24 protein-coding genes are annotated in these 25448 nt (G+C 54.8%); 10 read left to right on the forward strand and 14 right to left on the reverse strand.

Going from position 1 to position 25448, the window contains the following annotated elements; translation table 11 throughout:
* Positions 1-159 precede the first annotated feature (159 nt).
* On the forward strand, positions 160-483 hold the full coding sequence (locus tag Q0C28_RS05240) for an Hpt domain-containing protein (RefSeq protein WP_293573600.1): 324 nt from the start codon (positions 160-162) through the stop codon (positions 481-483).
* Positions 484-492: 9 nt separating this feature from the next.
* On the opposite strand, the gene ilvA is transcribed toward Q0C28_RS05240, so the two are convergent.
* The gene (ilvA, locus tag Q0C28_RS05245) at positions 493-1719 is read right to left on the reverse strand and encodes a threonine ammonia-lyase IlvA (protein WP_293573601.1); all 1227 of its coding nucleotides are present in this window, start codon (positions 1717-1719) and stop codon (positions 493-495) included.
* A gap of 315 nt (positions 1720-2034) precedes the next feature.
* On the opposite strand from ilvA, the gene Q0C28_RS05250 reads away from it, so the two are divergent.
* From Q0C28_RS05250 to Q0C28_RS05260, 3 genes are all read left to right on the forward strand, one after another.
* The gene (locus Q0C28_RS05250) at positions 2035-3261 is read left to right on the forward strand and encodes an argininosuccinate synthase (RefSeq protein ID WP_293573602.1); all 1227 of its coding nucleotides are present in this window, start codon (positions 2035-2037) and stop codon (positions 3259-3261) included.
* Positions 3258-3716, forward strand: coding sequence for a DUF1810 domain-containing protein (locus tag Q0C28_RS05255; protein WP_293573603.1), 459 nt, complete (start codon positions 3258-3260; stop codon positions 3714-3716). The genes Q0C28_RS05250 and Q0C28_RS05255 overlap by 4 nt, the downstream gene beginning before the upstream one ends.
* Positions 3717-3887: 171 nt before the next feature.
* A complete protein-coding gene (locus Q0C28_RS05260) occupies positions 3888-4172 on the forward strand; it encodes an SCP2 sterol-binding domain-containing protein (RefSeq protein WP_293573604.1) in 285 nt (94 codons plus the stop codon).
* Positions 4173-4282: 110 nt separating this feature from the next.
* On the opposite strand, the gene Q0C28_RS05265 is transcribed toward Q0C28_RS05260, so the two are convergent.
* Together Q0C28_RS05265 and Q0C28_RS05270 are read right to left on the reverse strand one after the other, a co-directional pair.
* Positions 4283-4996 (reverse strand): HAD family hydrolase, encoded by a 714-nt coding sequence (locus tag Q0C28_RS05265; protein ID WP_293573605.1) that lies wholly within the window; start codon positions 4994-4996, stop codon positions 4283-4285.
* A complete protein-coding gene (locus Q0C28_RS05270) occupies positions 4996-5904 on the reverse strand; it encodes a D-amino acid aminotransferase (protein ID WP_293573606.1) in 909 nt (302 codons plus the stop codon). The genes Q0C28_RS05265 and Q0C28_RS05270 overlap by 1 nt, the downstream gene beginning before the upstream one ends.
* A gap of 153 nt (positions 5905-6057) precedes the next feature.
* On the opposite strand from Q0C28_RS05270, the gene msrA reads away from it, so the two are divergent.
* Positions 6058-6717, forward strand: coding sequence for a peptide-methionine (S)-S-oxide reductase MsrA (gene msrA / locus Q0C28_RS05275; RefSeq protein WP_293573607.1), 660 nt, complete (start codon positions 6058-6060; stop codon positions 6715-6717).
* Positions 6718-6779: 62 nt separating this feature from the next.
* On the opposite strand, the gene Q0C28_RS05280 is transcribed toward msrA, so the two are convergent.
* Both Q0C28_RS05280 and Q0C28_RS05285 read right to left on the reverse strand, forming a co-directional pair.
* Positions 6780-7652, reverse strand: a complete 873-nt coding sequence (locus Q0C28_RS05280; RefSeq protein WP_293573608.1) for a ribokinase — start codon at positions 7650-7652, stop codon at positions 6780-6782.
* A gap of 4 nt (positions 7653-7656) precedes the next feature.
* Entirely contained in the window at positions 7657-9912 is a 2256-nt protein-coding gene (locus Q0C28_RS05285; protein ID WP_293573609.1) for an NADP-dependent malic enzyme, read from the reverse strand.
* A gap of 158 nt (positions 9913-10070) precedes the next feature.
* On the opposite strand from Q0C28_RS05285, the gene mutS reads away from it, so the two are divergent.
* Entirely contained in the window at positions 10071-12689 is a 2619-nt protein-coding gene (mutS, locus tag Q0C28_RS05290) for a DNA mismatch repair protein MutS (RefSeq protein WP_293573623.1), read from the forward strand.
* Positions 12690-12831: 142 nt separating this feature from the next.
* On the opposite strand, the gene Q0C28_RS05295 is transcribed toward mutS, so the two are convergent.
* Positions 12832-13395, reverse strand: coding sequence for a nucleotide exchange factor GrpE (locus Q0C28_RS05295; RefSeq protein WP_293573610.1), 564 nt, complete (start codon positions 13393-13395; stop codon positions 12832-12834).
* 9 nt (positions 13396-13404) lie between these two features.
* Complete coding sequence (hrcA, locus tag Q0C28_RS05300) at positions 13405-14469, reverse strand: heat-inducible transcriptional repressor HrcA (protein WP_293573611.1); 1065 nt, start codon at positions 14467-14469, stop codon at positions 13405-13407.
* Positions 14470-14625: 156 nt separating this feature from the next.
* Between hrcA and rph the strand changes: the two genes are divergently transcribed.
* Genes rph through Q0C28_RS05320 form a run of 4 tightly spaced genes read left to right on the forward strand, consistent with a single transcriptional unit; the run spans position 14626 to position 17455 of the window.
* Positions 14626-15339, forward strand: a complete 714-nt coding sequence (gene rph / locus Q0C28_RS05305) for a ribonuclease PH (protein ID WP_293573612.1) — start codon at positions 14626-14628, stop codon at positions 15337-15339.
* Complete coding sequence (gene rdgB / locus Q0C28_RS05310) at positions 15336-15950, forward strand: RdgB/HAM1 family non-canonical purine NTP pyrophosphatase (RefSeq protein WP_293573613.1); 615 nt, start codon at positions 15336-15338, stop codon at positions 15948-15950. The genes rph and rdgB overlap by 4 nt, the downstream gene beginning before the upstream one ends.
* Entirely contained in the window at positions 15943-17097 is a 1155-nt protein-coding gene (gene hemW / locus Q0C28_RS05315; RefSeq protein WP_293573614.1) for a radical SAM family heme chaperone HemW, read from the forward strand. Before rdgB ends, hemW begins: the two co-directional genes overlap by 8 nt.
* 4 nt (positions 17098-17101) lie before the next feature.
* Positions 17102-17455: a YbaN family protein gene (locus Q0C28_RS05320; protein WP_293573615.1), complete on the forward strand. Its 354-nt coding sequence runs from the start codon at positions 17102-17104 to the stop codon at positions 17453-17455.
* Here Q0C28_RS05320 and Q0C28_RS05325 read toward each other — a convergent pair.
* The 7 genes from Q0C28_RS05325 to Q0C28_RS05355 form a co-directional block, all read right to left on the reverse strand.
* Positions 17445-18338, reverse strand: a complete 894-nt coding sequence (locus Q0C28_RS05325) for a ParB/RepB/Spo0J family partition protein (protein WP_293573616.1) — start codon at positions 18336-18338, stop codon at positions 17445-17447. The two genes, Q0C28_RS05320 and Q0C28_RS05325, sit on opposite strands and share 11 nt — an antisense overlap.
* A 23-nt stretch (positions 18339-18361) precedes the next feature.
* A complete protein-coding gene (locus Q0C28_RS05330) occupies positions 18362-19171 on the reverse strand; it encodes an AAA family ATPase (RefSeq protein ID WP_293573617.1) in 810 nt (269 codons plus the stop codon).
* Positions 19164-19781, reverse strand: coding sequence for a 16S rRNA (guanine(527)-N(7))-methyltransferase RsmG (gene rsmG, locus Q0C28_RS05335; RefSeq protein ID WP_293573618.1), 618 nt, complete (start codon positions 19779-19781; stop codon positions 19164-19166). Before rsmG ends, Q0C28_RS05330 begins: the two co-directional genes overlap by 8 nt.
* Complete coding sequence (mnmG, locus tag Q0C28_RS05340; RefSeq protein WP_293573619.1) at positions 19778-21652, reverse strand: tRNA uridine-5-carboxymethylaminomethyl(34) synthesis enzyme MnmG; 1875 nt, start codon at positions 21650-21652, stop codon at positions 19778-19780. The genes rsmG and mnmG overlap by 4 nt, the downstream gene beginning before the upstream one ends.
* Positions 21653-21664: 12 nt before the next feature.
* Positions 21665-22951 (reverse strand): tRNA uridine-5-carboxymethylaminomethyl(34) synthesis GTPase MnmE, encoded by a 1287-nt coding sequence (mnmE, locus tag Q0C28_RS05345; protein ID WP_293573620.1) that lies wholly within the window; start codon positions 22949-22951, stop codon positions 21665-21667.
* A 36-nt stretch (positions 22952-22987) separates the two neighbouring features.
* On the reverse strand, positions 22988-24259 hold the full coding sequence (gene rho, locus Q0C28_RS05350) for a transcription termination factor Rho (RefSeq protein WP_293573621.1): 1272 nt from the start codon (positions 24257-24259) through the stop codon (positions 22988-22990).
* Between the two features lie 131 nt (positions 24260-24390).
* Positions 24391-24846 carry a CopD family protein gene (locus Q0C28_RS05355; RefSeq protein WP_293573622.1) on the reverse strand — a complete coding sequence of 152 codons (456 nt, stop codon included), beginning with the start codon at positions 24844-24846 and terminating at the stop codon, positions 24391-24393.
* Positions 24847-25448 lie beyond the last annotated feature (602 nt).

The raw sequence follows: 25448 nt of genomic DNA on the forward strand, positions 1-25448 counted from the left end.
CCGCTTCGACGCGTGCGAACGCAGCAGCCCAAATCTCCAGTCGCCTACGGCTCGTTCCGATTTGGGCTGCTGCGGTACTAACTGAAGCGGACAATTGGCATGTTACCTACACCGGACAATTCAGAATGTTCTCGACAGATATGAAATAAGGTTGGTACTATGATTGATTGGCCAAGGGTTAAAGAGCTCCAAGACGAAGTTGGCCCCGAAGACTTTGCAGAAGTCGTGGAAATCTTCCTCGAAGAAGTCGAAGGCGTGATTGAGAAACTGAACAACCCAGACCGGTCAGCACTGGAACAGGATCTCCACTTCCTGAAAGGCAGCGCACTCAATCTTGGCTTTCAACACTTCTCCAGCTTGTGTCAACACGGCGAACGTATGTCCGCCCAGGGCGAGGCCAATTCGGTGAACGTGCCCGAAATCATTGCCAGCTATCAGGCCTCGAAAGAAGAATTCCTGCGCGAGCAATCAAATCAGCTTTAAGCCAGGGTATCAGATCACGAACTGGGACAGAGTTTCATCGTTCGTGATGTCAGTGTAGGCAAACCCAGCGTTATCCAAGCGCGCGCATAGATCTACGAAATTTTCTGATCGTTTGGTTTCGATCCCAATAAGAACGGAACCGAAATTTCGGGCCGATTTTTTCATATATTCAAATCTTGCAATATCATCTTCTGGCCCAAGGATGCCGAGGAATTCCTTCAAGGCACCGGGCCGCTGCGGCAGTCGTAGGAGGAAGTATTTTTTCAGCCCCATATACCGCTGGGCTCGCTCTTTGACCTCCGGCAAGCGTTCAAAGTCAAAATTGCCACCGGACGTCAGGCAGACAACCGTTTTGCCGCGAATCCAGGATCGGACGTCTTTCAGCGCCTCAACTGCCAATGCCCCCGCTGGCTCCAGAACGATGCCTTCGACATTCAGCATTTCCAGCATTGTGGTGCAGATCCGGTCCTCTTCAATCGTCAAGACATCCGACACTGGCACCTGTTTAAGAACATCGAAGGGCTGCGCGCCGATCCGCCCCACTGCCGCGCCATCGACAAACGTATCCACATGGTCAAGCGAGACAGGTGCCCCCGCCGCAAGCGCGGCACGCAAACAAGCCCCACCCGCAGGTTCCGCAAACAGACAGTGAACCCGATCTTCAAACCAGCGAGCCACGCCTGATGACATGCCGCCGCCACCCACAGGCAACATGACATGATCAGGTGTTCGGCCCAGCTGTTGTTCGATCTCCACCGCGATAGACGATTGGCCTTCGATGACATCCGCATCGTCAAATGGCGAAAGAAAATGGCCGCCTTCACGGTCACACCAGCTTTTTGCGGCGGCAAGCGTGTCGTCAAAATAATCCCCGATGAGATGGATTTCGACGGATTCTCCACCAAACATCCTGGTCTTTTGGATCTTCTGCTGCGGTGTTGTGACGGGCATGAAGATCACGCCGCGCTTTCCCAGCTCTCGGCACATATAGGCCACGCCCTGGGCGTGATTGCCGGCAGATGCGCAGACAAAAAGCTCCTGCCCCATCTGCTTGCGCATGGCATTGAATGCGCCGCGAATCTTGTAGGAGCGGACAGGACTCAGATCCTCACGCTTCAAATAGATCTCAGCGTTGAATCGCTCTGACAACAGAGCATTTCGTTGCAACGGCGTGGGCGGAAACACATCGCGCATCGCCGCCTCGGCCGCGCGGGCCTGGGTTGGGAAATCAGTCATACCACTTCAGTGGCGCAACCCCGCCTGCAAGGCAAGAGGCAGGTTCAAAGCATACATAAGAATACCAAAACCGGTCCGCTGGCACCCCACCGTGGCCGCGAAATCCTCATCTGGTCAGAGCCTGTGCCCTACGCCCATGCGTGCCCAACAGACCAGAGAAAAGCTGCCTGCCAATCATTGGAACCGCCCACCAAAACCAAGGACAGTCAGCGACTGCACCCGAATTGACAAACTGATGGTTCCGAAACGGGGAAAACCTTGCCCTTCCCGGAAAAACCGGATAGGCCGCTGGCGTTCTGATCAAGAGGAAAACCCATGTCCGCGCCCAAGAAAGTTGTGCTGGCCTACTCCGGCGGCCTTGATACATCGATCATCCTGAAATGGCTGCAGACCGAATACGGCTGCGAGGTTGTCACCTTCACCGCAGATCTCGGTCAGGGCGAAGAACTGGACCCAGCCCGTCAAAAGGCCGAGATGCTCGGCATCAGCCCTGAAAACATCTTCATCGAAGATGTGCGCGAAGAATTCGTGCGCGATTTCGTGTTCCCGATGTTCCGCGCCAATGCGGTCTACGAGGGGCTGTATCTCCTGGGCACCTCCATTGCCCGTCCCTTGATCTCCAAACGTCTGGTCGAGATTGCAGAAGCCACCGGCGCAGACGCCGTCGCCCATGGCGCCACCGGCAAAGGCAACGATCAGGTCCGCTTTGAACTGGCCGCCTATGCGCTGAACCCAGACATCAAGGTCATCGCCCCCTGGCGGGAGTGGGATCTGTCCTCGCGGACCAAACTGCTGGAATTTGCCGAAGCCCATCAGATCCCAATCGCCAAAGACAAACGTGGCGAAGCGCCGTTCTCTGTGGACGCCAACCTGTTGCACACCTCTTCCGAAGGTAAAGTCCTCGAAGATCCGGCTGTCGCGGCGCCAGACTATGTCTATCAGCGCACAGTGCACCCGGAAGACGCGCCGAACGAGCCTGAGTTCATCGAAATCGGCTTCGAAAAAGGCGATCCCGTGAGCATCAATGGCGAAGCCATGTCGCCAGCAACCATTCTGACAAAGCTGAATGAATACGGCGGCAAACACGGTATTGGTCGTCTCGACCTCGTCGAAGGCCGCTTTGTTGGTATGAAATCCCGTGGTATCTATGAGACGCCCGGTGGCACCATCCTGCTCGAAGCGCACCGCGGCATCGAATCCATCACCATGGACCGTGGCGCCATGCATCTGAAAGACCAGCTGATGCCGCAATATGCAGAGCTGATCTACAATGGTTTCTGGTACTCGCCGGAACGCGAAATGCTGCAGGCCGCTATCGACAAGAGCCAGGAGCATGTAACAGGCACCGTGCGCCTGAAACTCTACAAAGGCTTGGCCACCACCGTCGGCCGCTGGTCGGATCACTCGCTCTACTCCGAAGCACACGTGACCTTCGAAGAAGACGCTGGCGCCTATGATCAAAAAGATGCGGCTGGCTTCATCCAGCTGAACGCTCTGCGCCTGAAGCTGCTTGCTGCTCGCGAACGTCGCCTGAAGGGATGAGCGCTTACGACGATATCGATGGCGATTTCGAAGATGATTTCGCAGAAGAGCTTGAGATGTTCGTCGAAGCTCAGGACACCGTTTGGGCGGATGTTCTGGCAGAATTGAAAACAGGCCGGAAGACAAGCCATTGGATGTGGTTTGTCTTCCCGCAACTGGCCAATCTCGGTCAGTCCCACATGGCGCAGCTCTACGGGATCGAGGACCTCTCAGAGGCGCAGGCCTATCTGGCCCATGATGTTCTACGCAGTCGTCTGGTGGAGGTCTGTGACCTCCTGCTCACGCATGCCGGTCAGGAGGCTGAGGAGATCTTTGGTCCGGGTGATGCCAAAAAACTGCGCTCTTCCATGACCCTTTTTGCAGCGGTGCCTAACGCACCAGAGCAATTTGCCGCCGTCCTCAGCACATTTTACAAGCAAAGCCCCTGCCCACAGACGCTTTCTGAATTGGCGTAACGGCCCATTTGGTTCGTAAATGTACGGCGGGTTCGCCAATGTGCGGCTTGTCCGCATATCATGCGCAGTGACTCAGTCCCGCGAATGGATGTCGCTGGGTCACCCTTGATCACGCAACCGGGCCGACCTACCCCTTTGTGACAGCGCAGGATCAGCACGACAGGGGACACAATGGACCTTCACACTTTGGCGGAACGCATCGACCACGGGTTGGCAGGAAGATCATTTGAAGGTTCACTGAAATTCGATTGTGGCGCATCAGGCGTGATCGTTCTGGCTGATGGCGCTGCCAGCACCGCTGACCAGGACACCGATTGCACCATCCGCATCAGCCCTGAAAACCTGAGCAAACTCCTGACCGGCAAACTGAACCCAGCGGCAGGTGTAATGACCGGAAAACTAAAGGTTTCTGGTGACATGGCTGTGGCCCTGAAACTGGGAAAACTGATCAGCTGATGCTGTGCCACACGTTAGGTATCAACCGCTACCTAACCGGCGTCATCTTTCTAAAAATACTCCGGGGGTGAAGCGCCTTGGGCGCGAGGGGGCAGAGCCCCCTTGCTGTATCAAATTTTCACTGCTTGCAGACGCTCGTAATAGGGCATCGCCGCCGCCAGAACGGGTTGCAGATGCTCAGGCACCTCCGGCACGTCACCTTCTGTGCCCGCAAACCCCGTCGATTTCCAAACCGCGCCGTACCAGTGGGCTGCCCAGACGCCATCGTCTTTGTGCCCTCCCTGTGGCCAGCTCAGCATCTTGGGTGAAAATGGCACCCCAATACGCTCGCAGAGTTGCTCCAGTTTGGTTGCGGGATCTTCACGGATGTCATGGCTATCGATCACGACGGGTTCTTGCCCCCACGCATTGACTTGATCGAACAGCTCCGCCTGCTGCCGGAACCCGATATCGTCCAGTGTCGGGCTTTCGCGCTTTGCCGCATAGGAGGCAATAACCCGCGCGGGATGGCGGATAAGAAAGATGTTGGTCACTTCTCTCATCCAATCACGCGGCACGCCATCGATCATATGCTGAGTCATATGCTTCTGATAATAATACGGTTTCGCCGCCGGGACCGGCCCAAGCAACCCACCCGCCACAGCTTCGGCATCTTGGGATTGGCTTTCCAGTATCTCTGACCGCATGGGGTGTTCCAGCCCGGTCTTGCTCAGGTAGGCTGCGTAGAAGGGTTCATCCACAACAGCGCAATCCCCGCGATTGCCGAAGGCATACATCATCGCGGTAGACAGGTTTCGTGGTCCAGACCACATCGCGATCCGCATCAGCTGCACTCCTGTTCGATCAGATCTTTGTACAAGGCACGGATTTTCTGGGTCATTGGCCCCATCTCACCGGTTCCAATCTGGCGTCCGTCGATATCGCCTACTGGGGTCTGCGCGCCAAATGTTCCCGTCAAAAACGCCTCTTCAGCGCCGTAAGTGTCCACCAAGGAGAAATTCCGCTCATAAACCGGAATGTCGTTGGCACGGCAAAGATCAATCACTTTTTGCCGTGTGATCCCGTTCATGCAGTAATCGCCTGTAGAGGTCCAAACTTCCCCTTTGCGCACGATAAAGAAGTTGCAGGCATTAGTGGTGTTCACAAATCCATTCACATCCAACATCAGCCCCTCGTCAGCGCCTGCCTTTTCAGCGGCAATGCAGGCCAGAATGCAGTTCAATTTCGAATGTGAGTTCAATTTGGGATCTTGGGTCATCGGCAGCCCCCGCAGATGCGGAACCGTCGCCAGGCGGATGGGTCGGGGCAAATTCGGACGCGAATGCTCCATAATAATGGTAAACGTTGGCCCTTGTTGAGACAACGACGGGTGTTGAAACGGTCTCGTCTTGACCCCACGTGTCACCATCAGCCGTGCATGGGCATCCGTTGTCATTTTGTTTGCAGACTGTGTGTCCTTGATCGCCTGCATCACCTCAGCAGGCGTTTTGCCAATATCCAGATCAATGGCTTTGGCCGCTTCGAACAGACGGTTCAGGTGCTCATCGACAAAGGCCCAACACCCATTATAGAGCCGTAACCCCTCCCAGACACCATCACCGAGCATGAACCCGCTGTCATACACACTCACCTTGGCGTCGGCCTTGGGTACAATCTCACCATTCAGATAAATCAGGATATTTTCGTTTCGCTGATCTTCCTCAGCCTGATGCGTGCTCATCTTTTCTGACATGCTGCCCTCCCTGTTCTGGGAACGCTAGAAGGATTGGATCCAATTTCCAAGAGGTAACTTACCCTCACCGCGTCTCACCTATCCGTGACAATCCATGACATCACATTGTGAACCCGAACCCGGACAGGCAGTGTGAGCAAAAAGGAGATTGAAATGCGTTGCAAAGACACTGTGAAACCCGTCTTTCTAACCCTTTTCATGCTGCTGGGGTTTTTGATCAAAGGGCACGAGGCCCACGCGCAGGCCACAGAAACCCTGACAGTCGCAGGTGGCTGTTTCTGGTGCGTCGAAAGTGATTTCGAAAGCGTCCCTGGCGTCCGGTCAGTGATTTCGGGCTACACCGGCGGTACGACAGAAGCGCCGACCTACAAACAGGTAACTGGCGGCAACACCGGCCACTACGAAGCGGTACAGATCCATTTCGATCCCGCACAGGTCAACCGCGAAACGCTCCTGAATATGTTCTTGCGGTCAATCGACCCAACAGACGCTGGTGGACAATTCTGCGACCGTGGTGACAGCTACCGCTCTGCGATATTTGTGTCGAACCCGTCGGAAAAACAACTCGCACAAACCGCAAAGGCCGAGGCACAGGCGGCTTTGGGTCAAGAGATTGTCACACCTGTTCTTGATGCCGCTCAGTTCTACCCTGCCGAGGCCTACCATCAGGACTACTACAAAGGCAAAAAACTGGTGTTCACCCGCTTTGGACCCAAGCGCCAGTCAGAGGCCTATAAACGCTATCGGCTCGCCTGTGGTCGCGATGCCCGGGTGCAACAATTGTGGGGCGATTCGGCGCCCTTCGCGAAGTAACGCCGACCCATTTCAATCAAAAGGCGCGGTTATTCCCGCGCCTTTTGTGTTTTTAAACCCAGTCAAAAACTGGCGTCCTGCACATCCTTCAGATCCGGAATGACGTCTGCGGTTCCTTTGCGCATCACCATCAGCGCTGCGGCCCGATTGGCTTGTGACATCGCCTGTTCGATCGGCAGACCGCGATCCAGTGACGACAGAACATATCCCGTGAACGTATCACCAGCGCCGGTTGTATCAACGGGCACCACCTTATGGGCTGCGACCTCTTTCACCGTGCCGGCACGGGTATCGAAGTGGCGGGCCCCTTTCGCCCCTAGAGTCACAATCACATCCGCAACGCCCAGCGCGTCGGGGGCCTGTCCTGTTGCTTGCTGCAACTGATCTGCTTCCACCTCGTTCAGGAAGAGATAGTCCAGATAGGGCAAAACCGCCTGAACGGCATCCACATCGAACGGGGCCGCGGCATATGCAACCTTGAGCCCAAGATCACGACCCATTTTGGCCGCCTCTGCCTGCATATTGGTTTCATTCTGCATCACCAGAATGTCACCTGCGTTGGCAGAGGACAGCGCGGCTCCGATCTGATCTGCAGAAATCATCCTGTTGGCTCCGGGGAGCAAAATGATCTGGTTTTCACCCGTGGGGTCGACGGCAATGATTGCAGGGCCGGTTGATGTCTCCAGACGGGCGATATGGCGCGTATCAACGCCATATTCCAACAACCGGGTCACAGCCCAATCCCCATCACGACCAACAGCCCCAAGATGGCACACGTGGCTACCCGCACGGGCGGCAGCGACCGACATATTGGCGCCTTTGCCGCCCAGAAACTGCTCCAGCCCCTCAGCGGCCAGGGTCTCCCCTGGCTGTGGCATATGAGGCAGTGCATAGATCATATCGGCGTTGATAGAGCCCAGATTCCAGATCGTCATCAGATCACCCGATATTACACGCGGCCAGAACCGCCATGTTCAAGACGTCGTTTGCAGTTGCCGTGGTCGAACAGATCTGGATCGGCTTGTCGACACCAGAAAGGATTGGACCAACAACAGTCGCGCCGCCCATTTCCTGCATCAGTTTCACCGAAATCGATGCCGAATGCCGCGCTGGCACGATCAGGATGTTCGCAGGGCCCGTCAGTCGCTGGAACGGATAGGCTTCCTGCGCTTTGGCGTTCAACGCAACATCAACGGTCATTTCACCTTCGTATTCAAAATCCACACCGCGCTGGTCCAGAACCGATGGGGCGATATGCATTTTTTCCGCTCGCTCCGATACTGGATAGCCGAAGGTCGAAAAGCTGACAAAGGCAACGCGCGGCTCCAGCCCCATGTGACGGGCAACGCCAGCGGCGTGTTCTGCGATGTTGGCCAGGTCGTTTTCGTCAGGCCATTCATGCACAAGGGTGTCACCGATCAACACGATCCGACCATTGTGCAAAAGCGCTGTCACGCCGGCGGACCCATTGTCCGCATCCGCATCAAACACATGATTGATCCGATCCAACACATGGGCAGATTTGCGGGTCGCACCCGACACCAATCCATCACCATGACCATGGGCCAGCATCAGTGCCGAGAACACGTGGCGGTCGCGCCCGACAAGCCGGTGGATATCCTTGCGATCAAACCCTTTGCGGTTAAGCCGTTTGTACAGGAACTCCTTATAGGTATCGAAATGCTGCGTGTTGGCCGCATTCACGATTTCCAATTCGCGGACGGCATCGCCCATGCCGGCAGCTTCCAGCTTGGATCGGACATCCTCGGGCCGCCCGACAACCAGCGCCTTGCCAAATCCAGAGCGCTGATAGGTGACCGCTGCCCGCAGCACCCGAGGGTCATCCCCTTCGGCAAAGATCATCCGCGATTGCGCAGCACGCGCACGTGCGTTCAAACCACGTAGGATGGATTGCGTTGGATCCATACGTCCACGCAGCCCATGCTCATAAGCGTCCATGTCGATAATTGGTCGACGCGCCACACCGGTGTGCATACCCGCTTTGGCCACGGCTGGTGGAATGCGGTGGATCAAGCGGGGATCAAATGGGGTCGGAATGATGTAGTCCCGACCAAAGGAAAGCGACTTGCCATAGGCCAGCGCAACCTCGTCAGGCACATCCTCGCGCGCCAGATGTGCAAGCGCATGGGCACAGGCAATCTTCATCTCGTCATTGATCGCCCGGGCATGAATATCCAAAGCCCCACGGAATAGATAAGGGAAGCCCAGAACGTTGTTCACCTGGTTGGGATAGTCCGACCGTCCTGTCGCAACAATGGCATCCACCCGCACCTCATGGGCTTCTTCCGGTGTGATCTCCGGATCGGGGTTCGCCATGGCAAAGATAACGGGATTGTCCGCCATCGATTTGACCATCTCCTGCGTTACCGCGCCTTTGACCGACACACCGAGGAAAACATCCGCACCCTTCATGGCCTCTTCCAAGGTGCGCAGTTCCGTTTGCACTGCATGAGCAGATTTCCACTGGTTCATACCTTCGGTACGTCCCTGGTAGATCACGCCTTTGGTGTCGCAAACGATGCAGTTCTGATGCCGGGCGCCCATTGCTTTCAGCAGTTCGATGCAGGCAATACCCGCCGCACCAGCCCCGTTCAGCACGATCTTCACGTCTTCGATTTTCTTGCCGGAGATATGCAGCGCATTGATCAGGCCGGCCGCGCAGATAACCGCCGTGCCGTGTTGGTCATCGTGAAAGACGGGGATATCCATCTCTTCTTTCAGACGCTGTTCAATGATGAAACATTCGGGCGCCTTGATGTCTTCTAGATTGATGCCGCCAAAAGTGGGGCCCATCAGCTTCACCGCATCAATGAATTTATCCGGATCCTCGGTATCCAGTTCCAAATCGATGGAATTCACATCCGCAAACCGTTTGAACAGGACGGATTTCCCTTCCATCACCGGTTTGGACCCCAAGGCCCCCAGATTACCAAGCCCCAGAACCGCGGTGCCATTTGAAATCACCGCAACCAGGTTGCCCTTGTTGGTATAATCATAGGCAGTTTCCGGATTGGCAGCGATTGCCTCACAGGGAACCGCGACCCCAGGGGAATACGCAAGCGACAGATCCCGCTGCGTGGTCATCGGAACCGTTGCGTTGATTTCCCATTTTCCGGGATTGGGTTCCATGTGAAAGGCAAGTGCCTCTTCATTGGTGATCTTGGTCTTGGCCATCTGGGGTTTGTCCTCTCTCTCTCCCTTGCGTCATAGCTCAGCCCAGTGGTCATCTCAACGAAGTTGCGTTTTCACCTTTCGTCGCACTCGGCTGATTTGTAAGGTCGCGCCAGAAAAATCCCCGCAAATGGAGCAGTTCAGTGTCCACAGTCACGCCCATGATGGCCCAATATCTCGACATCAAGGCGCAGTACCCGGATGCTCTGCTGTTTTATCGGATGGGCGATTTCTATGAGATGTTTTTCGAAGATGCGGTCAACGCCGCCGAGGCGCTGGATATTGCACTGACGAAACGGGGCAAACATGATGGTGCAGACATTCCGATGTGTGGTGTACCGGTTCATTCCGCCGAAGGCTATTTGCTGACGCTAATCCGAAAGGGATTTCGTGTCGCCGTTGGTGAACAACTCGAAAGCCCGGCAGAAGCCAAGAAACGTGGCTCTAAATCAGTGGTCAAACGCGATGTTGTCCGGCTCGTGACCCCCGGCACCATCACCGAAGACTCCCTGCTCGAAGCCAGGCGCCACAATTTTCTAACCGCCTATTGCGAACTGCGGGATGAAGCCGCTTTGGCTTGGGCCGATATCTCAACCGGTGCGTTTCACGTGATGCCCCTTGCGCAGGTTCGGCTTTCTCCGGAATTGGCACGTCTGGCGCCGTCGGAGCTGTTGGTGCCCGACAATGATCGTTTGGACCAGCTGCGCCCAATCGCAGACGATCATCAGATCCCGGTCACGCCACTGGCCAAATCCAGCTTCGACAGCACAGCCGCAGAAAAACGGGTCTGCCAGCTGTTCAAAGTATCCGCGCTCGACGCCTTTGGCAGCTTCAGCCGTGCCGAGATCTCCGCTATGGGCGCCGTGATCGATTATCTTGAGATCACCCAAAAAGGCAAATTGCCGCTGCTTCAGCCGCCGGTCCAAGAGGCCGAAGACCGGGTGGTTCAAATTGATGCAGCCACCCGGCGCAATCTGGAACTGACCCGCTCACTCTCAGGCGGTCGCAGCGGATCTTTGCTGTCCGTGGTGGATCGCACCGTCACGCCAGCTGGTGCGCGGCTACTGGAACAGCGGTTGTCCAGTCCTTCACGCAATCTGGACACCATCCAGACCCGATTGGCGGCCCTGGATTTTGCGGTATCCGCACCACAGCTGTCAGACGATCTGCGAACGGCCCTGCGCAAAACGCCTGATTTGGATCGGGCCCTGTCACGTCTCGCACTCGAACGTGGGGGCCCACGCGATTTGGCGGCTGTACGCAACGCCCTGCAGCAGGCGGAAACCATTCGTCATCTCTGCGATACACACAGCTTGCCAGACCTGCTGGCAAAGGCGCTGGACGCGCTCACCGGCTTTGATGATCTGCTGCCTTTGCTTGATGCCGCATTGATCGCAGAACCTCCACTATTGGCACGAGACGGTGGGTTCATTGCGACAGGCTATGACGCCGACCTTGATGAGGCCCGCACCTTGCGGGACGAAGGCCGATCCGTCATCGCCGCTTTGCAAAAGAAATATTCTGATCACACAGGCATCACCTCGCTGAAGATCAAGCATAACAATGTGCTGGGCTACTTCATCGAAACCACCGCGACACATGCTGACAAAATGCTCTCTGCGCCCCTGTCGGAGACCTATATCCACCGTCAGACCACCGCCAATCAGGTACGTTTCACAACGGTCGAGCTGAGCGAGATTGAAACCCGTATTCTGAATGCTGGAAACCTCGCCCTGGAGATTGAAAAGCGGCTCTATTCCTCGCTATCTGGGGCGATCCTGGCGACGGCAGCACCACTCAATGCTGCCGCTCGGGGCCTCGCAGAACTGGATCTGGTCACCGCCTTGGCAGATCTTGCCCGAGGGGAAAACTGGCAGCGCCCCGTGGTCGATGCGTCACGCATGTTTGACATATCCGGCGGGCGCCACCCCGTTGTGGAACAAGCGCTTCGTCAACAAAACGGGCATGGGTTCGTCCCAAACGACTGCACGCTCAGCGCCACAGAGGGGGCCGCAGTCTGGCTTCTGACCGGTCCGAATATGGCTGGTAAATCGACCTTTCTGCGCCAGAACGCATTGATTGCAGTCCTGGCACAAATGGGCAGCTACGTTCCTGCCGATAGCGCGCATATCGGTCTGGTCAGCCAGCTGTTCAGCCGTGTTGGTGCCTCTGACGATCTCGCACGGGGCCGCTCGACCTTTATGGTGGAAATGGTGGAAACGGCGGCAATCCTCAATCAGGCGGACGACCGTGCGTTGGTTATCCTCGATGAAATCGGTCGCGGCACGGCGACCTATGATGGTCTGTCGATCGCTTGGGCCACGCTGGAGCACCTGCATGAGGTCAACCGGTCTCGTGCCTTGTTTGCCACCCATTACCACGAATTGACACAACTGGCCGGGAAACTCAGCGGTGTCGACAATGCAACCGTTTCGGTGAAAGAATGGGAGGGTGAGGTCATCTTCCTCCATGAGGTCAAGAAAGGCGCAGCTGACCGATCCTATGGTGTGCAGGTGGCCCAACTTGCCGGTCTTCCCGCCAGCGTTGTCGCACGCGCACGAGATGTTCTGGACATGCTAGAAGACAGCAGCCGCAGCGGTGGTGGTTCGAAACTCCAGATTGATGATCTGCCGTTGTTCGCAGCTGCGCCTGCGCCGCAACCAAAACCTGCAGCTGGTCCCTCTGTCATAGAAACCATGCTGTCGGATATTCATCCGGACGAGCTGTCCCCGCGCGAGGCTCTTGATGCTCTTTATCGCCTGAAAGACGCCGCTACCTAAAAAGAAAAACGGCCACCCTGGAATGCCAAGGGGCCGTTTTCCATATGTCCAGGCCTGTCATCTTGGCCTGTCATCTTTCCAAAAATACTCGCGCCGCAGGCACGGGCCGACGGCCCGTTATCTGCAGATCTCAGCGTCGCGATCAGCTCGCAGGGGTCGAGGATACGCCAACCTGCGCAGGCCGCAACAAACGGTCGTGCAGCATGAAACCTTCGGCGGACACTTGGATGATGTCGCCAGCTTTGGTCCCGGGTACAGGTGCCTCAAACATGGCTTCATGGACCTGCGGATCAAACCGGTCACCCACCTCGGGCGCGATGATCTCCATGCCATGCTTTTCGAAAACCCCCAGCAAAGCGCGCATGGTCAATTCAACGCCTTCGATCAGTGCCGCGGAAACCTCACGCTGTTCATCGCCAGCGGATTCAATTGCACGTTTCATGTTGTCATAAACCGGCAGCATATCCCGTGCCAGTTTGGATCCGCCGTATTGTTCAGCCTCCCGACGTGCCTTGTCGCCGCGTTTGCGCGCATTTTCCGCATCTGCAAGCGCGCGCATGAAACGGTCTTTCAACTCGTCACGTTCAGCCCGGAGACTGTCCAGCTCCAGATCCACGTCATCAATTTCATCTGTCTGTGCAGAAAGCTCTTCGGCTTCGGCTTCTGTGATGTCGTCCAAAAAATCGTCGTTCTTGGGCTCTGCCATTTTTCACCTCTAACTCCGGTCGGAAAACAGCTTCCCGACCAGTTGCGCCGTATAGTCCACAATCGGCACGATCCGGCCGTAGTTCAGGCGCGTCGGACCAATCACCCCAACCGCGCCGATAATCTTTCGATCCGCGTTCATATAAGGAGAGACGACCAAATAGGAACCAGAAATTGAAAAAAGTTTGTTCTCGGAACCAATAAAAATGCGCACACCTTCGCCATCTTCGGTCAGCTGCAGGAATTCCTCGATGTCCCGTTTACGTTCGAGATCGTCAAACAGGTTTCGAATGCGATCCAGCTCATCAGCAGCGCCTTTTTCGGACAGCAGATTCGCCCGCCCCCGGACAATCAGCCGGGCGGCGTCCGTGTCCTCGGCTTCCCAAACCGCAAGGCCACTTTTGATCATGTCACGGGCAAGAACGTCGATCTGCTGCTGGCGTGATTTAATCTCTTCCTGGATCACACCACGCACATCGCTCAGTGTGCGCCCTTCGATCAGGGAGTTGAGGAAATTGGCAGCCTCGCGCATCGAACTTGGCGTCTGACCCGGCGGTGGCTTGAACAACCGGTTTTCCACGTGACCATCCGAAAACACCAGAACCACCAGCGCCCGATCATGGCCCAAGGTGACAAATTCGATATGACGGATCTCCGCTTCGTGTTTTGGCGACAACACCAAAGAGGCACCATGGGTAACCCCAGATAAGGCCGCACCAACACGGTCCAGCATATCCCCGACCCCAAACCGGTCGGCACCTAGAGTTTCATCAATCTTCTGCCGATCTTCTGCATCCAGATCGCCAACTTCCAAGAGCCCATCCACAAACATACGCAGGCCCATTTGGGTTGGGATCCGGCCGGCACTGGTGTGAGGGCTGTCGAGCAGACCAAGATATTCAAGATCCTGCATAACATTGCGAACAGTTGCAGCGCTGACCTTTTCATTCAGAGACCGTGTGAGGGTCCTGCTGCCAACTGGATCACCATTTTCAAGATAGGATTCAACCACTGCCCGAAACACATCTCGGGACCGTTCGTTCATATCCTTCAAGAGATCGTCTGTATGGGTCATTGGGCTATATTTGTGGTGAATGCCGATCTTCTGCAAGGCATCATTTCAGATCTTCACACCGGTTGCCCCACCGTGACCGGAGAAAAACGCGAAGCTGCTTGCATCGCCATCCCTGCGGGCGCTATCCCGATGGGTAAGCTAACAAAGGATGATCCCATGCGCCCCTCTGGACGAGACCTCAATCAAATGCGTTCCGTTTCGATTGAAATCGGCTTTACCAAACATGCGGAGGGTTCCTGTCTGATCAAGATGGGCGACACCCATGTTCTGTGCAACGCAACCATCGAAGATCGGGTCCCTCCGTTCATCAAAGGAAGCGGACTTGGCTGGGTAACTGCTGAATACGGCATGCTGCCGCGGGCCACAAACACACGCATGAGACGCGAGGCGGCCATGGGCAAACAAGGCGGGCGTACTGTTGAAATCCAGCGACTGATCGGCCGCGCACTGCGGGCAGGCGTCGATCGCGTCGCACTCGGCGAACGCCAGATCAGCATCGATTGCGATGTATTGCAGGCTGATGGTGGGACACGCTGCGCCGCGATCACCGGCGGTTGGGTGGCTTTGCGCTTGGCTGTGAACAAACTGATCAAGGCAGGCGATGTCTCGATTGATCCGCTGATGGATCCTGTTGCTGCTGTCTCTTGTGGCATCTACGCCGGCCAGCCGGTTCTGGACCTCGACTACCCCGAAGATTCAGAAGCAGGTGTTGATGGCAATTTCATCATGACTGGCTCGGGCAAATTGATCGAAGTTCAGATGTCCGCTGAAGGTTCGGTGTTCAGCCGTGAGCAAATGAACAACCTAATGGATCTTGCCGCCAAGGGCACTGCGGAGTTGGCAGAAATGCAAAAGGCTGCTTGTGCATGACCCGCAAGTTTGAAGGCGACCGCCTGCTGGTCGCAACCCACAATAAGGGCAAACTGGAGGAGATGACTCATCTCCTCCAACCGTTTGGAGTGTCTGTTATCGGTGCGGGTGAAATGAACCTGCCCGAACCAGACGAAACCGAAGACAGTTTTGTTGGTAATGCACGGATTAAAGCCCACGCGGCCGCGAAAGCCACAGGTCTGCCTGCCTTGTCAGATGATTCCGGCATCACAATCGACGCTTTGGACGGCGCCCCTGGTGTCTATACGGCGGATTGGGCCGAAACCGGGAATGGTCGCGATTTTTTGATGGCCATGACCCGCGCCCATAATGAGCTGGAAGCTAGGAATGCTGCGCACCCGCGTCTTGCCCAGTTCCGCTGCACATTGGTGCTGGCCTGGCCGGATGGTCACGACGAGGTCTTCGAAGGTGTCATGGAAGGTCAGCTCGTCTGGCCAATTCGCGGAGCAGACGGGTTTGGCTACGATCCTATGTTCCAGCCGGATGGTTACACCCAGACCTGCGCAGAAATGGACCGCTGGGAAAAGAACAAGATCAGCCATCGCGGCAAAGCAGTCGCCAGTTTCGTCAAGGCCTGTTTCGGTGGATGACTGGCGCAATGGGGGGTTTGGTCTCTATGTGCATTGGCCTTTTTGTCAGGCCAAATGCCCCTACTGCGACTTTAACAGCCACGTAACGGCAAACATTGATCAGTCTAGATGGGCAGCTGCCTACCGTAGGGAACTGCAGCGAGCAGGAGCGCAACTGTCAGGCCGTGTTCTGAACACGATCTTCTTTGGCGGTGGTACGCCCTCCCTGATGCATCCAGACACAGTGGCATCTGTCATCGAAACGGCACGGGAAATATGGCCGTTTTCCAACGATATAGAAATCTCTCTTGAAGCAAATCCAACATCGGTAGAGGCCGGACGCTTTGCCGGGTATCGCGATGCTGGGGTCAACCGCATTTCCATGGGTGTTCAAGCGCTCAATGATCGCGACCTGCACCGACTAGGACGAATGCACAGCGTTGCGGAGGCCAAATCTGCGTTTGATGTGGCTCGAAAGTGCTTTGATAGGGTCAGTTTCGATCTGATCTACGCACGGCAGGGCCAGAGCCTTGATAGTTGGAAATCCGAACTCACCGAAGCCCTGTCCATGACGATTGACCATCTGTCGCTCTATCAGTTGACCATCGAAGATGGCACTGCCTTTGGCGACCGTTATAAACGCGGAACTCTGCGAGACCTACCCAGTGATGACAATGCTGCGGACATGTACCTCGCAACCCAAGACATCTGTGATGCACATGGCCTACCGGCATATGAGGTTTCAAACCATGCCAAACCGGGATCGGAGTCGCGGCACAATCTGATCTATTGGCGCTATGGTGACTATGTCGGTATCGGGCCTGGTGCACATGGGCGTATAACCATGAACGGCGTTCGCTATGGCACCGAAACGCATCTGCAACCAGGCAAATGGCTCGCAGCGGCAGAAGCGGGATCAGGGGAATCCTTGCGCCAATCCCTATCACAGGACGAAACCAGCGCAGAGTTCCTGATGATGGGGATGCGTCTGGTGGAAGGACTAGATATGGAGAGATTCCACAACATATCGGGTCACACACTGTCGGCGGACCGGGTTCAACATCTCAGCGAACTTGGCATGATCACCGTAAAGGACGGGCAATTGACCGCCACACATGACGGCAGAGCAGTGTTAAATGCAGTCTTGCGCGAATTGTTGGTGGAATAATCGGATGCGATATCTCTACACCTCCCTCGGGCTGCTTTGCGTTGGTCTCGCGTTCTTGGGCATTGCCCTGCCCCTCCTGCCCACTGTTCCCTTTCTTCTTCTGGCCAGTTTCTTCTTTGCAAAGTCATCTGATCGGCTGCACGATTGGTTGGTCCAACATCAGATCTTTGGTCCAATGATCACCGACTGGAACGAAAATGGCGCCATTCGACCAGCCGCAAAAAAAGCGGCAACTGTTTCGGTTGCCGCTGTCTTCTTGCTCTCAATCGCACTCTCCGCCCCTAACCACGTATTGATCATTCAAGCTGTGGTTCTGAGCGCAGTTCTTTTGTTTATCTGGTCTCGTCCTAACGGCTGAGACGACCGCACAAATCGTCCAACTCATCCAATGTGGTGTAGCTGATTGTGACTGTACCGCTTTCGCCGCCAGCGCGGTGATCGATGGATACTTTCAATCCAAGAGCTGCGGACAAGTCACCTTCCAGGGCGCGCGTGTCTGCGTCTTTTTCTGGACTTTTCTTAGCTGGACGGGCGGTCGCCACCTGCAAACCTGCAGCATCTTTCTTGACCAAAGCTTCCGTCGCGCGAACAGACAATCCCCCTTTGACGATTTTCTTTGCCAGGTCAGATGCATTATCCGATGTGATCAGCGCACGCGCATGGCCGGCAGACAATTTGCGTTCCTGAACCAAGGTCCTCACATCATCAGGCAAATGCAGCAGACGAACCAGGTTGGCAATATGGCTGCGGCTTTTACCCAAAGCCTCTGCCATTTTCTCTTGCGTATGGCCAAAGCGGTCCATCAGTTGCTTATAGCTCTGCGCCTCTTCCATCGCGTTCAGATCGGAACGCTGGATGTTCTCGATAATGGCAACTTCCATCATTTCGAGATCAGAATAGTCGCGGATCAGGACAGGAACTTCGTGCAGCTGGGCTGCTTGCGCAGCGCGCCAACGGCGTTCACCTGCCACAATCTCGTACTGTCCACCGGGTCGTGGCCGCACGATCAGCGGCTGCAAGACACCTTTTTCGCGGATCGACGCGGTTAGATCATCAAGGTCTTCTTGTAGGAACTGCCGGCGCGGCTGATCCGGGTTTGCGATCACTTTTTCAATCGGCACCAAAACTTCGGTGCTGCGATTTGCCTGTTTTTCTGTGCTGACAGGTTCCGGATTTACATCGGCCATTAGAGCGGACAAGCCTCTTCCCAATCCTCGAGGTTTATTTTTTTTATCTGACATTACTGCGCCTCCAGATGCGGCTTTTAAGCTGCGAGTTTCTGATGTCTCGCAATCAGTTCTTCTGCCAGGGCACGATAGGCGTTTGCCCCAAGCGAATTCGTATCATAGTTCAGAACCGGCAGCGCAAACGAAGGGGCTTCGCTAACACGCACGTTTCTTGGGATTTTGGTTTCAAACACCAGTTCACCCAAATGGGTTCTTGCGTCTTGCTCCACCTGTTGCGACAGATTGTTCCGTCGATCGAACATCGTCAGGACAATCCCCTCGATCCGCAGATCCGGATTGGCAGTTTGGCGCACTTCTCGGATCGACAGCATCAGCTGGGACACCCCTTCCAAAGCGAAAAACTCACTCTGCAGTGGAACCAACACAGAATGCGACGCAACCATGGCATTCACTGTCAACAGATTCAAAGATGGTGGACAATCGATCAGAATATAATCCCAATCGTATTCATCCATTGCCGGCTGGCGCAGTGCATCATGCAGCAAAAAACTGCGCTTTTCGTTATTGAACAGCTCAATATCAGCCGAGCTCAGATCAACAGTCGCTGGAATGATACAAAGATCTTCGATTTCGGTTTCCTTGATGACTTCAGCCAAAGGAACGTCATCAATCAGAAGATCATAGGTCGTACGAAAGCGATCTGAAGCCTCAATCCCCAAACCTGTAGAAGCATTCCCCTGAGGATCGAGGTCGACGACCAGAACACGGTACCCAATTTCGACCAAGCCGGCAGCGAGATTGATTGCTGTGGTCGTTTTTCCGACGCCGCCCTTCTGGTTAGCAACTGCAATGATGCGGGGCCCAACCGGCCGGGACAAATCAGACACGCGCCACTCCCTTTATTCTTAGGACAACTGCCTCAGGTTCTGTCCAACTTTTATTGGATTTCCAGTCAAAACGCCATTGCCTCTCAGCGTTATCCACTTCTTTTTTCCACTGTGCCCCCTTTAAAAACAGGCACTGGCCGCCTGGTTTCAGGTGCAGATCAGAAAACTCAAGAAGCTGGGAAAGATCTGCCAAAGCTCTCGCTGACAGCACATCAGCCTGCAACGATGGGACCTGTTCGATGCGTTTGGACAATACAGTTCCAGAAACCCCGCATTCTCGCAACGCTGTTCGCAGAAACGCGCATTTCCGCTGGTCACTTTCAATCAGCACAACTTCGCATTCGGGCCAATGTTCTGCGGCCCATATTGCAACGACAACGCCTGGGAATCCCCCACCGCTACCGATGTCCACCCAACAATTGGGTTGTTCAACCGCGCTGCATACCTGTAGGGAATCCACGATATGCCGGTCCCAAACCTGGGATAAAGTGCTTCTTGCAACAAGATTGATCTTGGGGGACCATTTCTGGACCAACGCCTCGTAGTGTTTCAAACGCTCATATGTTTCACGTGAAACATTGGTCTCACCGACGTCAATCCTCTCGCTCACGCGGATTTCTCCTGTAGATTTGATCCGCCCTTCCTCAAGCGAGCGAGGATTAGAGCAAGCGCCGCCGGCGTCATGCCATCGATCCGGCCAGCTTGTGCAAGCGTTTCGGGCCGCGCGCGCTCCAACTTTCCGCGCAATTCGTTCGACAGGCCTTCAAAGCTATAGGAAAAGCCAGCTGGAATCCGATGTCCCTCATCTCGCTTCAAAGCCGCGATCTCTCGCTGTTGACGCGCGATATAGTTCGCATAAAGCGCATCGCGCTCGAGCTGCCGGCGCGTATCACTGTCATATCCCTCTAGATCAGGTTGCAGCGCGACGATGTCTTCGAAACACACATCCGGAAAAGCAAGGACATCCGTTAGTGTACGCTTGTTTCCGTCGTGATTGACGGTGATACCGGCGTCATTGATCTGCTTTGGTGTGAAGACCTGAGCATCCATGATCGTCCTGGCGGACGACAGCTTTTCCATCTTCTGTTCAAAAACAGCCTTACGGTTGGGTCCAACACATCCAATATCGATACCAAATCCAGTCAGGCGCTGATCCGCATTGTCAGCGCGCAACGACAACCGGAACTCTGCTCGCGATGTAAACATGCGATAGGGTTCTGTCACTCCATTGGTCGTCAGGTCATCGATCATCACACCAATATAGCTATCAGAACGACTGAAGCTTACTGGTTCCAAGTCTTTTGCCAGCCGCGCAGCGTTCAGGCCAGCAACCAAACCCTGTGCTGCGGCTTCCTCATACCCTGTGGTGCCGTTGATTTGGCCGGCAAGATACAATCCACTATGCGATTTAAGGCTAAGATCCAGTCCAAGCGCCCGCGGATCAACATAGTCGTATTCGATGGCATAACCAGGCTGCAGGATAACCGCATTTTCCAAGCCAAAGATAGATCGCACATAGTCTTCTTGGATGTCGACAGGCAGACTGGTGGAAATACCATTCGGATAGACAGTGTTATCATCCAAGCCTTCAGGTTCGAGGAAGATCTGATGGCTGGTCTTTTCGGCGAAGCGGACCACCTTATCTTCGATCGACGGACAGTATCGCGGACCAACGCCATCGATGTGGCCCCCATACATGGCAGATCGCTCAAGATTGTCTCGAATAATATCGTGAGTGTGGGTGTTGGTGTGAGTAATGCCGCAATCAACCTGACGCGCATGGACCTTATCAGTTAGAAAACTGAAAAACGTTGGATCATCGTCACCTGGCTGACACTCCAGCTTATCCCAGGCAATTGTCTTGCCATCCAACCTAGGTGGTGTCCCGGTCTTTAACCGGCCAAGCGGTAATGCAAAGTCATCCAGTCGTTCCGCCAACCGTACAGAGGCCTTGTCGCCCATCCGGCCGCCGGACTTGGCGATGTCGCCGATATGGATCACACCGCGGAGGAAAGTCCCAGAGGTCAAAACGACAGCATGAGCAGAAATATCACTTCCATCAGCGAGCTGGACGCCGCAAATTCGGTTGCCATCCATCAGCAGATCAACCACCTCGCCAACCACGATGTCGAGGTTTGGCTGCGCTTCCGTCTCGGATAGCATTTCCTGACGGTAGATCTTGCGATCCGATTGCGCGCGTGGCCCCTGAACTGCCGGTCCCTTCCGTCGATTAAGAAGGCGAAACTGGATACCGGCTTTATCTGCGACACGGCCCATCACCCCGTCGAGGGCATCGATCTCACGGACCAGATGTCCCTTTCCAAGGCCACCGATTGCTGGATTGCATGACATGACGCCAATTCCATCATGGGACAGCGTGACCAGTGCGGTACGGGCCCCCATGCGCGCGGCTGCATGAGCAGCCTCGCTTCCCGCATGGCCGCCACCAACAACAACAACATCAAAATCCGAATGTTTCACGTGAAACACTCCTTATTTGCCCAAACAGAAGCTCGAGAAGATTTCATCCAGGAGATTTTCCACTCCGACGCGACCAACAAGCAGTTCTAGCGATCTAATCGCAGAACGCATATCTTCTGCTGCTATATCATAGAACTCAGGACCCCGTTTCAAGGTTTCCTGCGCTGACAGCAACCGATCAGCCGCGGCTTTCATCGCATCGCGGTGGCGAACGCGCGTTGCAATTCCCACGGTGTTTGCGCGTGCTTTCAAAATAGTAGCGATATCAGCGACCAGCTGGTCCACGCCCTGCCCGGTCTTACCAGAAATCGCGCGATCACAATCGTCTGACAGATCCGCCTTTGGTCGCAGGACGATATCATCCGGCATAAGGGCAAATTCGATCGCGTCCACATCCTCAGTCAGAAATACGCGCAAATCAGCATCCTGTGCGCGTTTCTTGGCCAGCTCGATACCGATCCCTTCAACAGGATCAACAGTCTCGCGGATACCAGCTGTATCCAGCAGCGTCACAGGCAATCCCGCAAGGTCCATACGAACCTCAATCACATCGCGTGTCGTGCCTGCATATTCGGACGTAATCGCAGCTTCGCGGCCGGCGAGTGCATTTAGCAGGGTTGATTTTCCGACGTTAGGTTCACCAACGATCGCAACCTCAAAACCGGTACGGATACGTTCAGCGATCTGCACGCCAGCCATTTGCGCTTGAAGGTCGTTGATGACCCCAGACAGAAGATCACTAACTTCTGGGGTAACATCCACGGGGACCTCTTCGTCAGCGAAATCAATCGTGACTTCGATAAGTGACGCCGCACGGATGAGATCAGTCCGCCAGCGTTCCGCCAACTGGCCGAGCCCACCTGACAAAACTGTTTGTGCTTGCTTGCGTTGTGCTTCGGTCTCCGCGTCAATCAAATCGGCAAGCGCTTCGACCTGAGAGAGATCCAGTTTTCCATTTTCCAAAGCACGGCGGGTGAACTCACCGGGTTCTGCCAGGCGCAAGCCATCAAATTTGGGCAGCAGTTCCAACACCGCAGAGACCACAGAGACGCTTCCATGGACTTGGAATTCAACCACATCTTCGCCGGTGAAGCTGTTTGGATTGGCGAAGGACAACACCAATGCTTCGTCAATTGGCTGCCCTGACTGATCAGAAATCGTACGCAGCGACCGCCCGGACACAGGCAAAGGACCGCCGCAAATTTTTGCAGCAGTATCAGCCGCCTTGGAACCAGAGAGACGAATGACAGAAACGCCGGCCTTCCCTGCAGCGGAGGCCAGCGCAAAAATCGTGTCCATTGGATGACCTTCCTTTCGTGCCGGCCTGCCTTGGTATTAGGTGTTCATTGAGTCGAAAAATTCAGAATTTGTCTTTGTTTGTTTAAGCTTAGACAAAAGGAACTCAATCGCGTCTGTTGTTCCCATAGGGTTCAAGATACGGCGCAGAACAAAGGTCTTTGCCAGATCCCCCTTGTCGACAAGGAGATCTTCTTTCCGGGTACCAGATTTGAGGATGTCGATCGCCGGGAAGACGCGCTTGTCAGCAATTTTCCGATCCAGCACGATTTCAGAGTTACCGGTCCCTTTGAATTCTTCAAAGATGACCTCATCCATGCGGGATCCAGTATCGATCAGAGCGGTCGCGATGATCGTCAGAGATCCACCCTCTTCGATATTCCGGGCCGCACCAAAGAAACGCTTGGGGCGCTGCAGGGCGTTTGCATCCACACCACCGGTCAGAACCTTACCGGAAGACGGAACAACAGTGTTGAAAGCCCTACCAAGTCTTGTGATCGAATCAAGAAGAATAACAACATCTCGTTTATGTTCGACCAAACGCTTGGCTTTTTCGATGACCATTTCGGACACGGCGACGTGGCGAGTGGCAGGTTCGTCAAAGGTGGATGAAACAACCTCACCCTTCACAGAGCGCTGCATATCGGTGACTTCTTCTGGGCGTTCATCGATCAGCAGAACGATCAGATAACACTCAGGATGGTTTTTCTCGATCGAATTGGCGATGTTCTGCAGGATCACCGTTTTACCTGTCCGCGGCGGCGCCACGATCAGCGAACGCTGCCCCTTACCAATAGGCGCAACCAAGTCGATAACCCGGGAGGAACGGTCCTTGATGGTCGGATCTTCGATCTCCATCTTCAGACGTTCATCAGGGTAAAGCGGGGTCAAATTGTCAAAGGCGATCTTGTGGCGCGCTTTTTCCGGTTCTTCGAAGTTGATCTTCGTCACATTGGTCAGCGCGAAGTACCGCTCATTTTCCAACGGCGCTTTGATCAGACCTTCGACTGTGTCGCCGGTGCGCAGGCTGTACTGACGGATCATATCGGGAGAGACATAGATATCGTCAGGACCCGGCAGGTAGTTCGCTTCGGTCGACCGCAAGAACCCAAACCCATCCTGAAGCACTTCGAGCACGCCGTCGCCGGCAATTTCCCAACCGTCATCTGCGCGTTCCCGCAGGATTTGGAACATCATCTCGCCTTTACGCATGGTAGAGGCGTTTTCGATCTCCAACTCTTCGGCCATCGCCAAAAGAGCCTTCGGGCTTTTTGCCTTCAGATCGGACAGATTAAGGGATTGCTGGGTCATAAATATACGGCCTTTTGCCTTCTCACTCGGAAGTGCAGAGGTGTGACATATAATAAGGAAGATACGGCAACCCGGACGGGCCCGTTTGAGTCGATGTTTAATCGCTCAACCAGTCTGAGTCAAATGCGTCCTCAGAACTTGAAAATGACCGAAACCACGATGACCACCATCAAGATGGTCGGGACTTCATTCATGATCCGATAGTTCCGACCGGTTCGCGTATTGTTGCCAGCTGCAAACTCTTTGTGTCGCGCCAATAGCCAGTGATGGAACCATGTCATTGCAATAACGCTGAGCCCCTTGCTCCAGGGCCATAGAGAGCCCCAATCAACCAATCCTGGGGTTAGAACCATTACACCGCCTGCAAGCCAGCTGACGACCATTGCAGGGCGCATAATCACTCTTAGCAGTTTCTCTTCCATCGTGATGAAGATCGGTAGGCTGTCTGGCACCGACTGGGCCTGCTCCACGTGATACACAAAGAGACGTGGAAGATAGAACAAACCAGCCATCCAGCTCATCACTGCCATGATGTGCAGCGATTTAGCGTAAGGATAAAGATCGAAGAGCAGATCGCTCAGATTCATGGCTGTGCCTCTCGGTTCGCGCTTCCCTCCCTTAAAATAAAGAAATTTTAAAGGATGATGTTTTAGTAGAGCGCTCTTTTTTACGTGGATAAGTGACTCTTCCACCGACTTATACCCACTGTGAGCAACTTTTCTGACTTTGGCCATATACTGTGTAAAACCAAATGTCGCAGCTATAAAAACAAGGATAAAACACGTGTTTTATTGACCAGATTGATCGTGGATAACATTGGGGTGATTTTTGGGGAACTGCACTATCCACTGTTGGAAAGTTATCCCTATCCTCTCAGGGCGAATCTGCCGGCAAGCAAACTGAGTTTTTGGAGTCTTCCCCGGCTTGCGAAATGGCCCAAGATTCATACAAACCGTCCTGAGCTAATCTCACTCTTGCCCACGGGGTTTTCCACATGGCTACCCACATTGTTCTAGCGTCCGGTTCCGAGATCCGCGCCACTTTGCTGCGGCTGTAAATGCCGTTTCAAAAATCCCCAAAAGTGGCGAAGTAAAATTCCCCACTTTCTGGTCTCGGTGATCAGCCGGTTGTTGCGATCAGTTTCTCCTTTTTTGGTGGTCGGCCGCGTCGCTTTGGTGCGGGCGGTGGT

This window comes from Phaeobacter sp., assembly GCF_022825805.1.
Classification (GTDB): Bacteria; Pseudomonadota; Alphaproteobacteria; order Rhodobacterales; family Rhodobacteraceae; genus Phaeobacter.

What these genes read in the sequence shown, in the direction of transcription:
- Q0C28_RS05240 (WP_293573600.1), top strand. Translation starts at nt 160, where the DNA reads ATGATTGATTGGCCAAGGGTTAAAGAGCTCCAAGACGAAGTTGGCCCC.
- ilvA (WP_293573601.1), bottom strand. Translation starts at nt 1,719, where the DNA reads ATGACTGATTTCCCAACCCAGGCCCGCGCGGCCGAGGCGGCGATGCGC.
- Q0C28_RS05250 (WP_293573602.1), top strand. Translation starts at nt 2,035, where the DNA reads ATGTCCGCGCCCAAGAAAGTTGTGCTGGCCTACTCCGGCGGCCTTGAT.
- Q0C28_RS05255 (WP_293573603.1), top strand. Translation starts at nt 3,258, where the DNA reads ATGAGCGCTTACGACGATATCGATGGCGATTTCGAAGATGATTTCGCA.
- Q0C28_RS05260 (WP_293573604.1), top strand. Translation starts at nt 3,888, where the DNA reads ATGGACCTTCACACTTTGGCGGAACGCATCGACCACGGGTTGGCAGGA.
- Q0C28_RS05265 (WP_293573605.1), bottom strand. Translation starts at nt 4,996, where the DNA reads ATGCGGATCGCGATGTGGTCTGGACCACGAAACCTGTCTACCGCGATG.
- Q0C28_RS05270 (WP_293573606.1), bottom strand. Translation starts at nt 5,904, where the DNA reads ATGTCAGAAAAGATGAGCACGCATCAGGCTGAGGAAGATCAGCGAAAC.
- msrA (WP_293573607.1), top strand. Translation starts at nt 6,058, where the DNA reads ATGCGTTGCAAAGACACTGTGAAACCCGTCTTTCTAACCCTTTTCATG.
- Q0C28_RS05280 (WP_293573608.1), bottom strand. Translation starts at nt 7,652, where the DNA reads ATGACGATCTGGAATCTGGGCTCTATCAACGCCGATATGATCTATGCA.
- Q0C28_RS05285 (WP_293573609.1), bottom strand. Translation starts at nt 9,912, where the DNA reads ATGGCCAAGACCAAGATCACCAATGAAGAGGCACTTGCCTTTCACATG.
- mutS (WP_293573623.1), top strand. Translation starts at nt 10,071, where the DNA reads ATGATGGCCCAATATCTCGACATCAAGGCGCAGTACCCGGATGCTCTG.
- Q0C28_RS05295 (WP_293573610.1), bottom strand. Translation starts at nt 13,395, where the DNA reads ATGGCAGAGCCCAAGAACGACGATTTTTTGGACGACATCACAGAAGCC.
- hrcA (WP_293573611.1), bottom strand. Translation starts at nt 14,469, where the DNA reads ATGACCCATACAGACGATCTCTTGAAGGATATGAACGAACGGTCCCGA.
- rph (WP_293573612.1), top strand. Translation starts at nt 14,626, where the DNA reads ATGCGCCCCTCTGGACGAGACCTCAATCAAATGCGTTCCGTTTCGATT.
- rdgB (WP_293573613.1), top strand. Translation starts at nt 15,336, where the DNA reads ATGACCCGCAAGTTTGAAGGCGACCGCCTGCTGGTCGCAACCCACAAT.
- Q0C28_RS05320 (WP_293573615.1), top strand. Translation starts at nt 17,102, where the DNA reads ATGCGATATCTCTACACCTCCCTCGGGCTGCTTTGCGTTGGTCTCGCG.
- Q0C28_RS05325 (WP_293573616.1), bottom strand. Translation starts at nt 18,338, where the DNA reads ATGTCAGATAAAAAAAATAAACCTCGAGGATTGGGAAGAGGCTTGTCC.
- mnmE (WP_293573620.1), bottom strand. Translation starts at nt 22,951, where the DNA reads ATGGACACGATTTTTGCGCTGGCCTCCGCTGCAGGGAAGGCCGGCGTT.
- rho (WP_293573621.1), bottom strand. Translation starts at nt 24,259, where the DNA reads ATGACCCAGCAATCCCTTAATCTGTCCGATCTGAAGGCAAAAAGCCCG.
- Q0C28_RS05355 (WP_293573622.1), bottom strand. Translation starts at nt 24,846, where the DNA reads ATGAATCTGAGCGATCTGCTCTTCGATCTTTATCCTTACGCTAAATCG.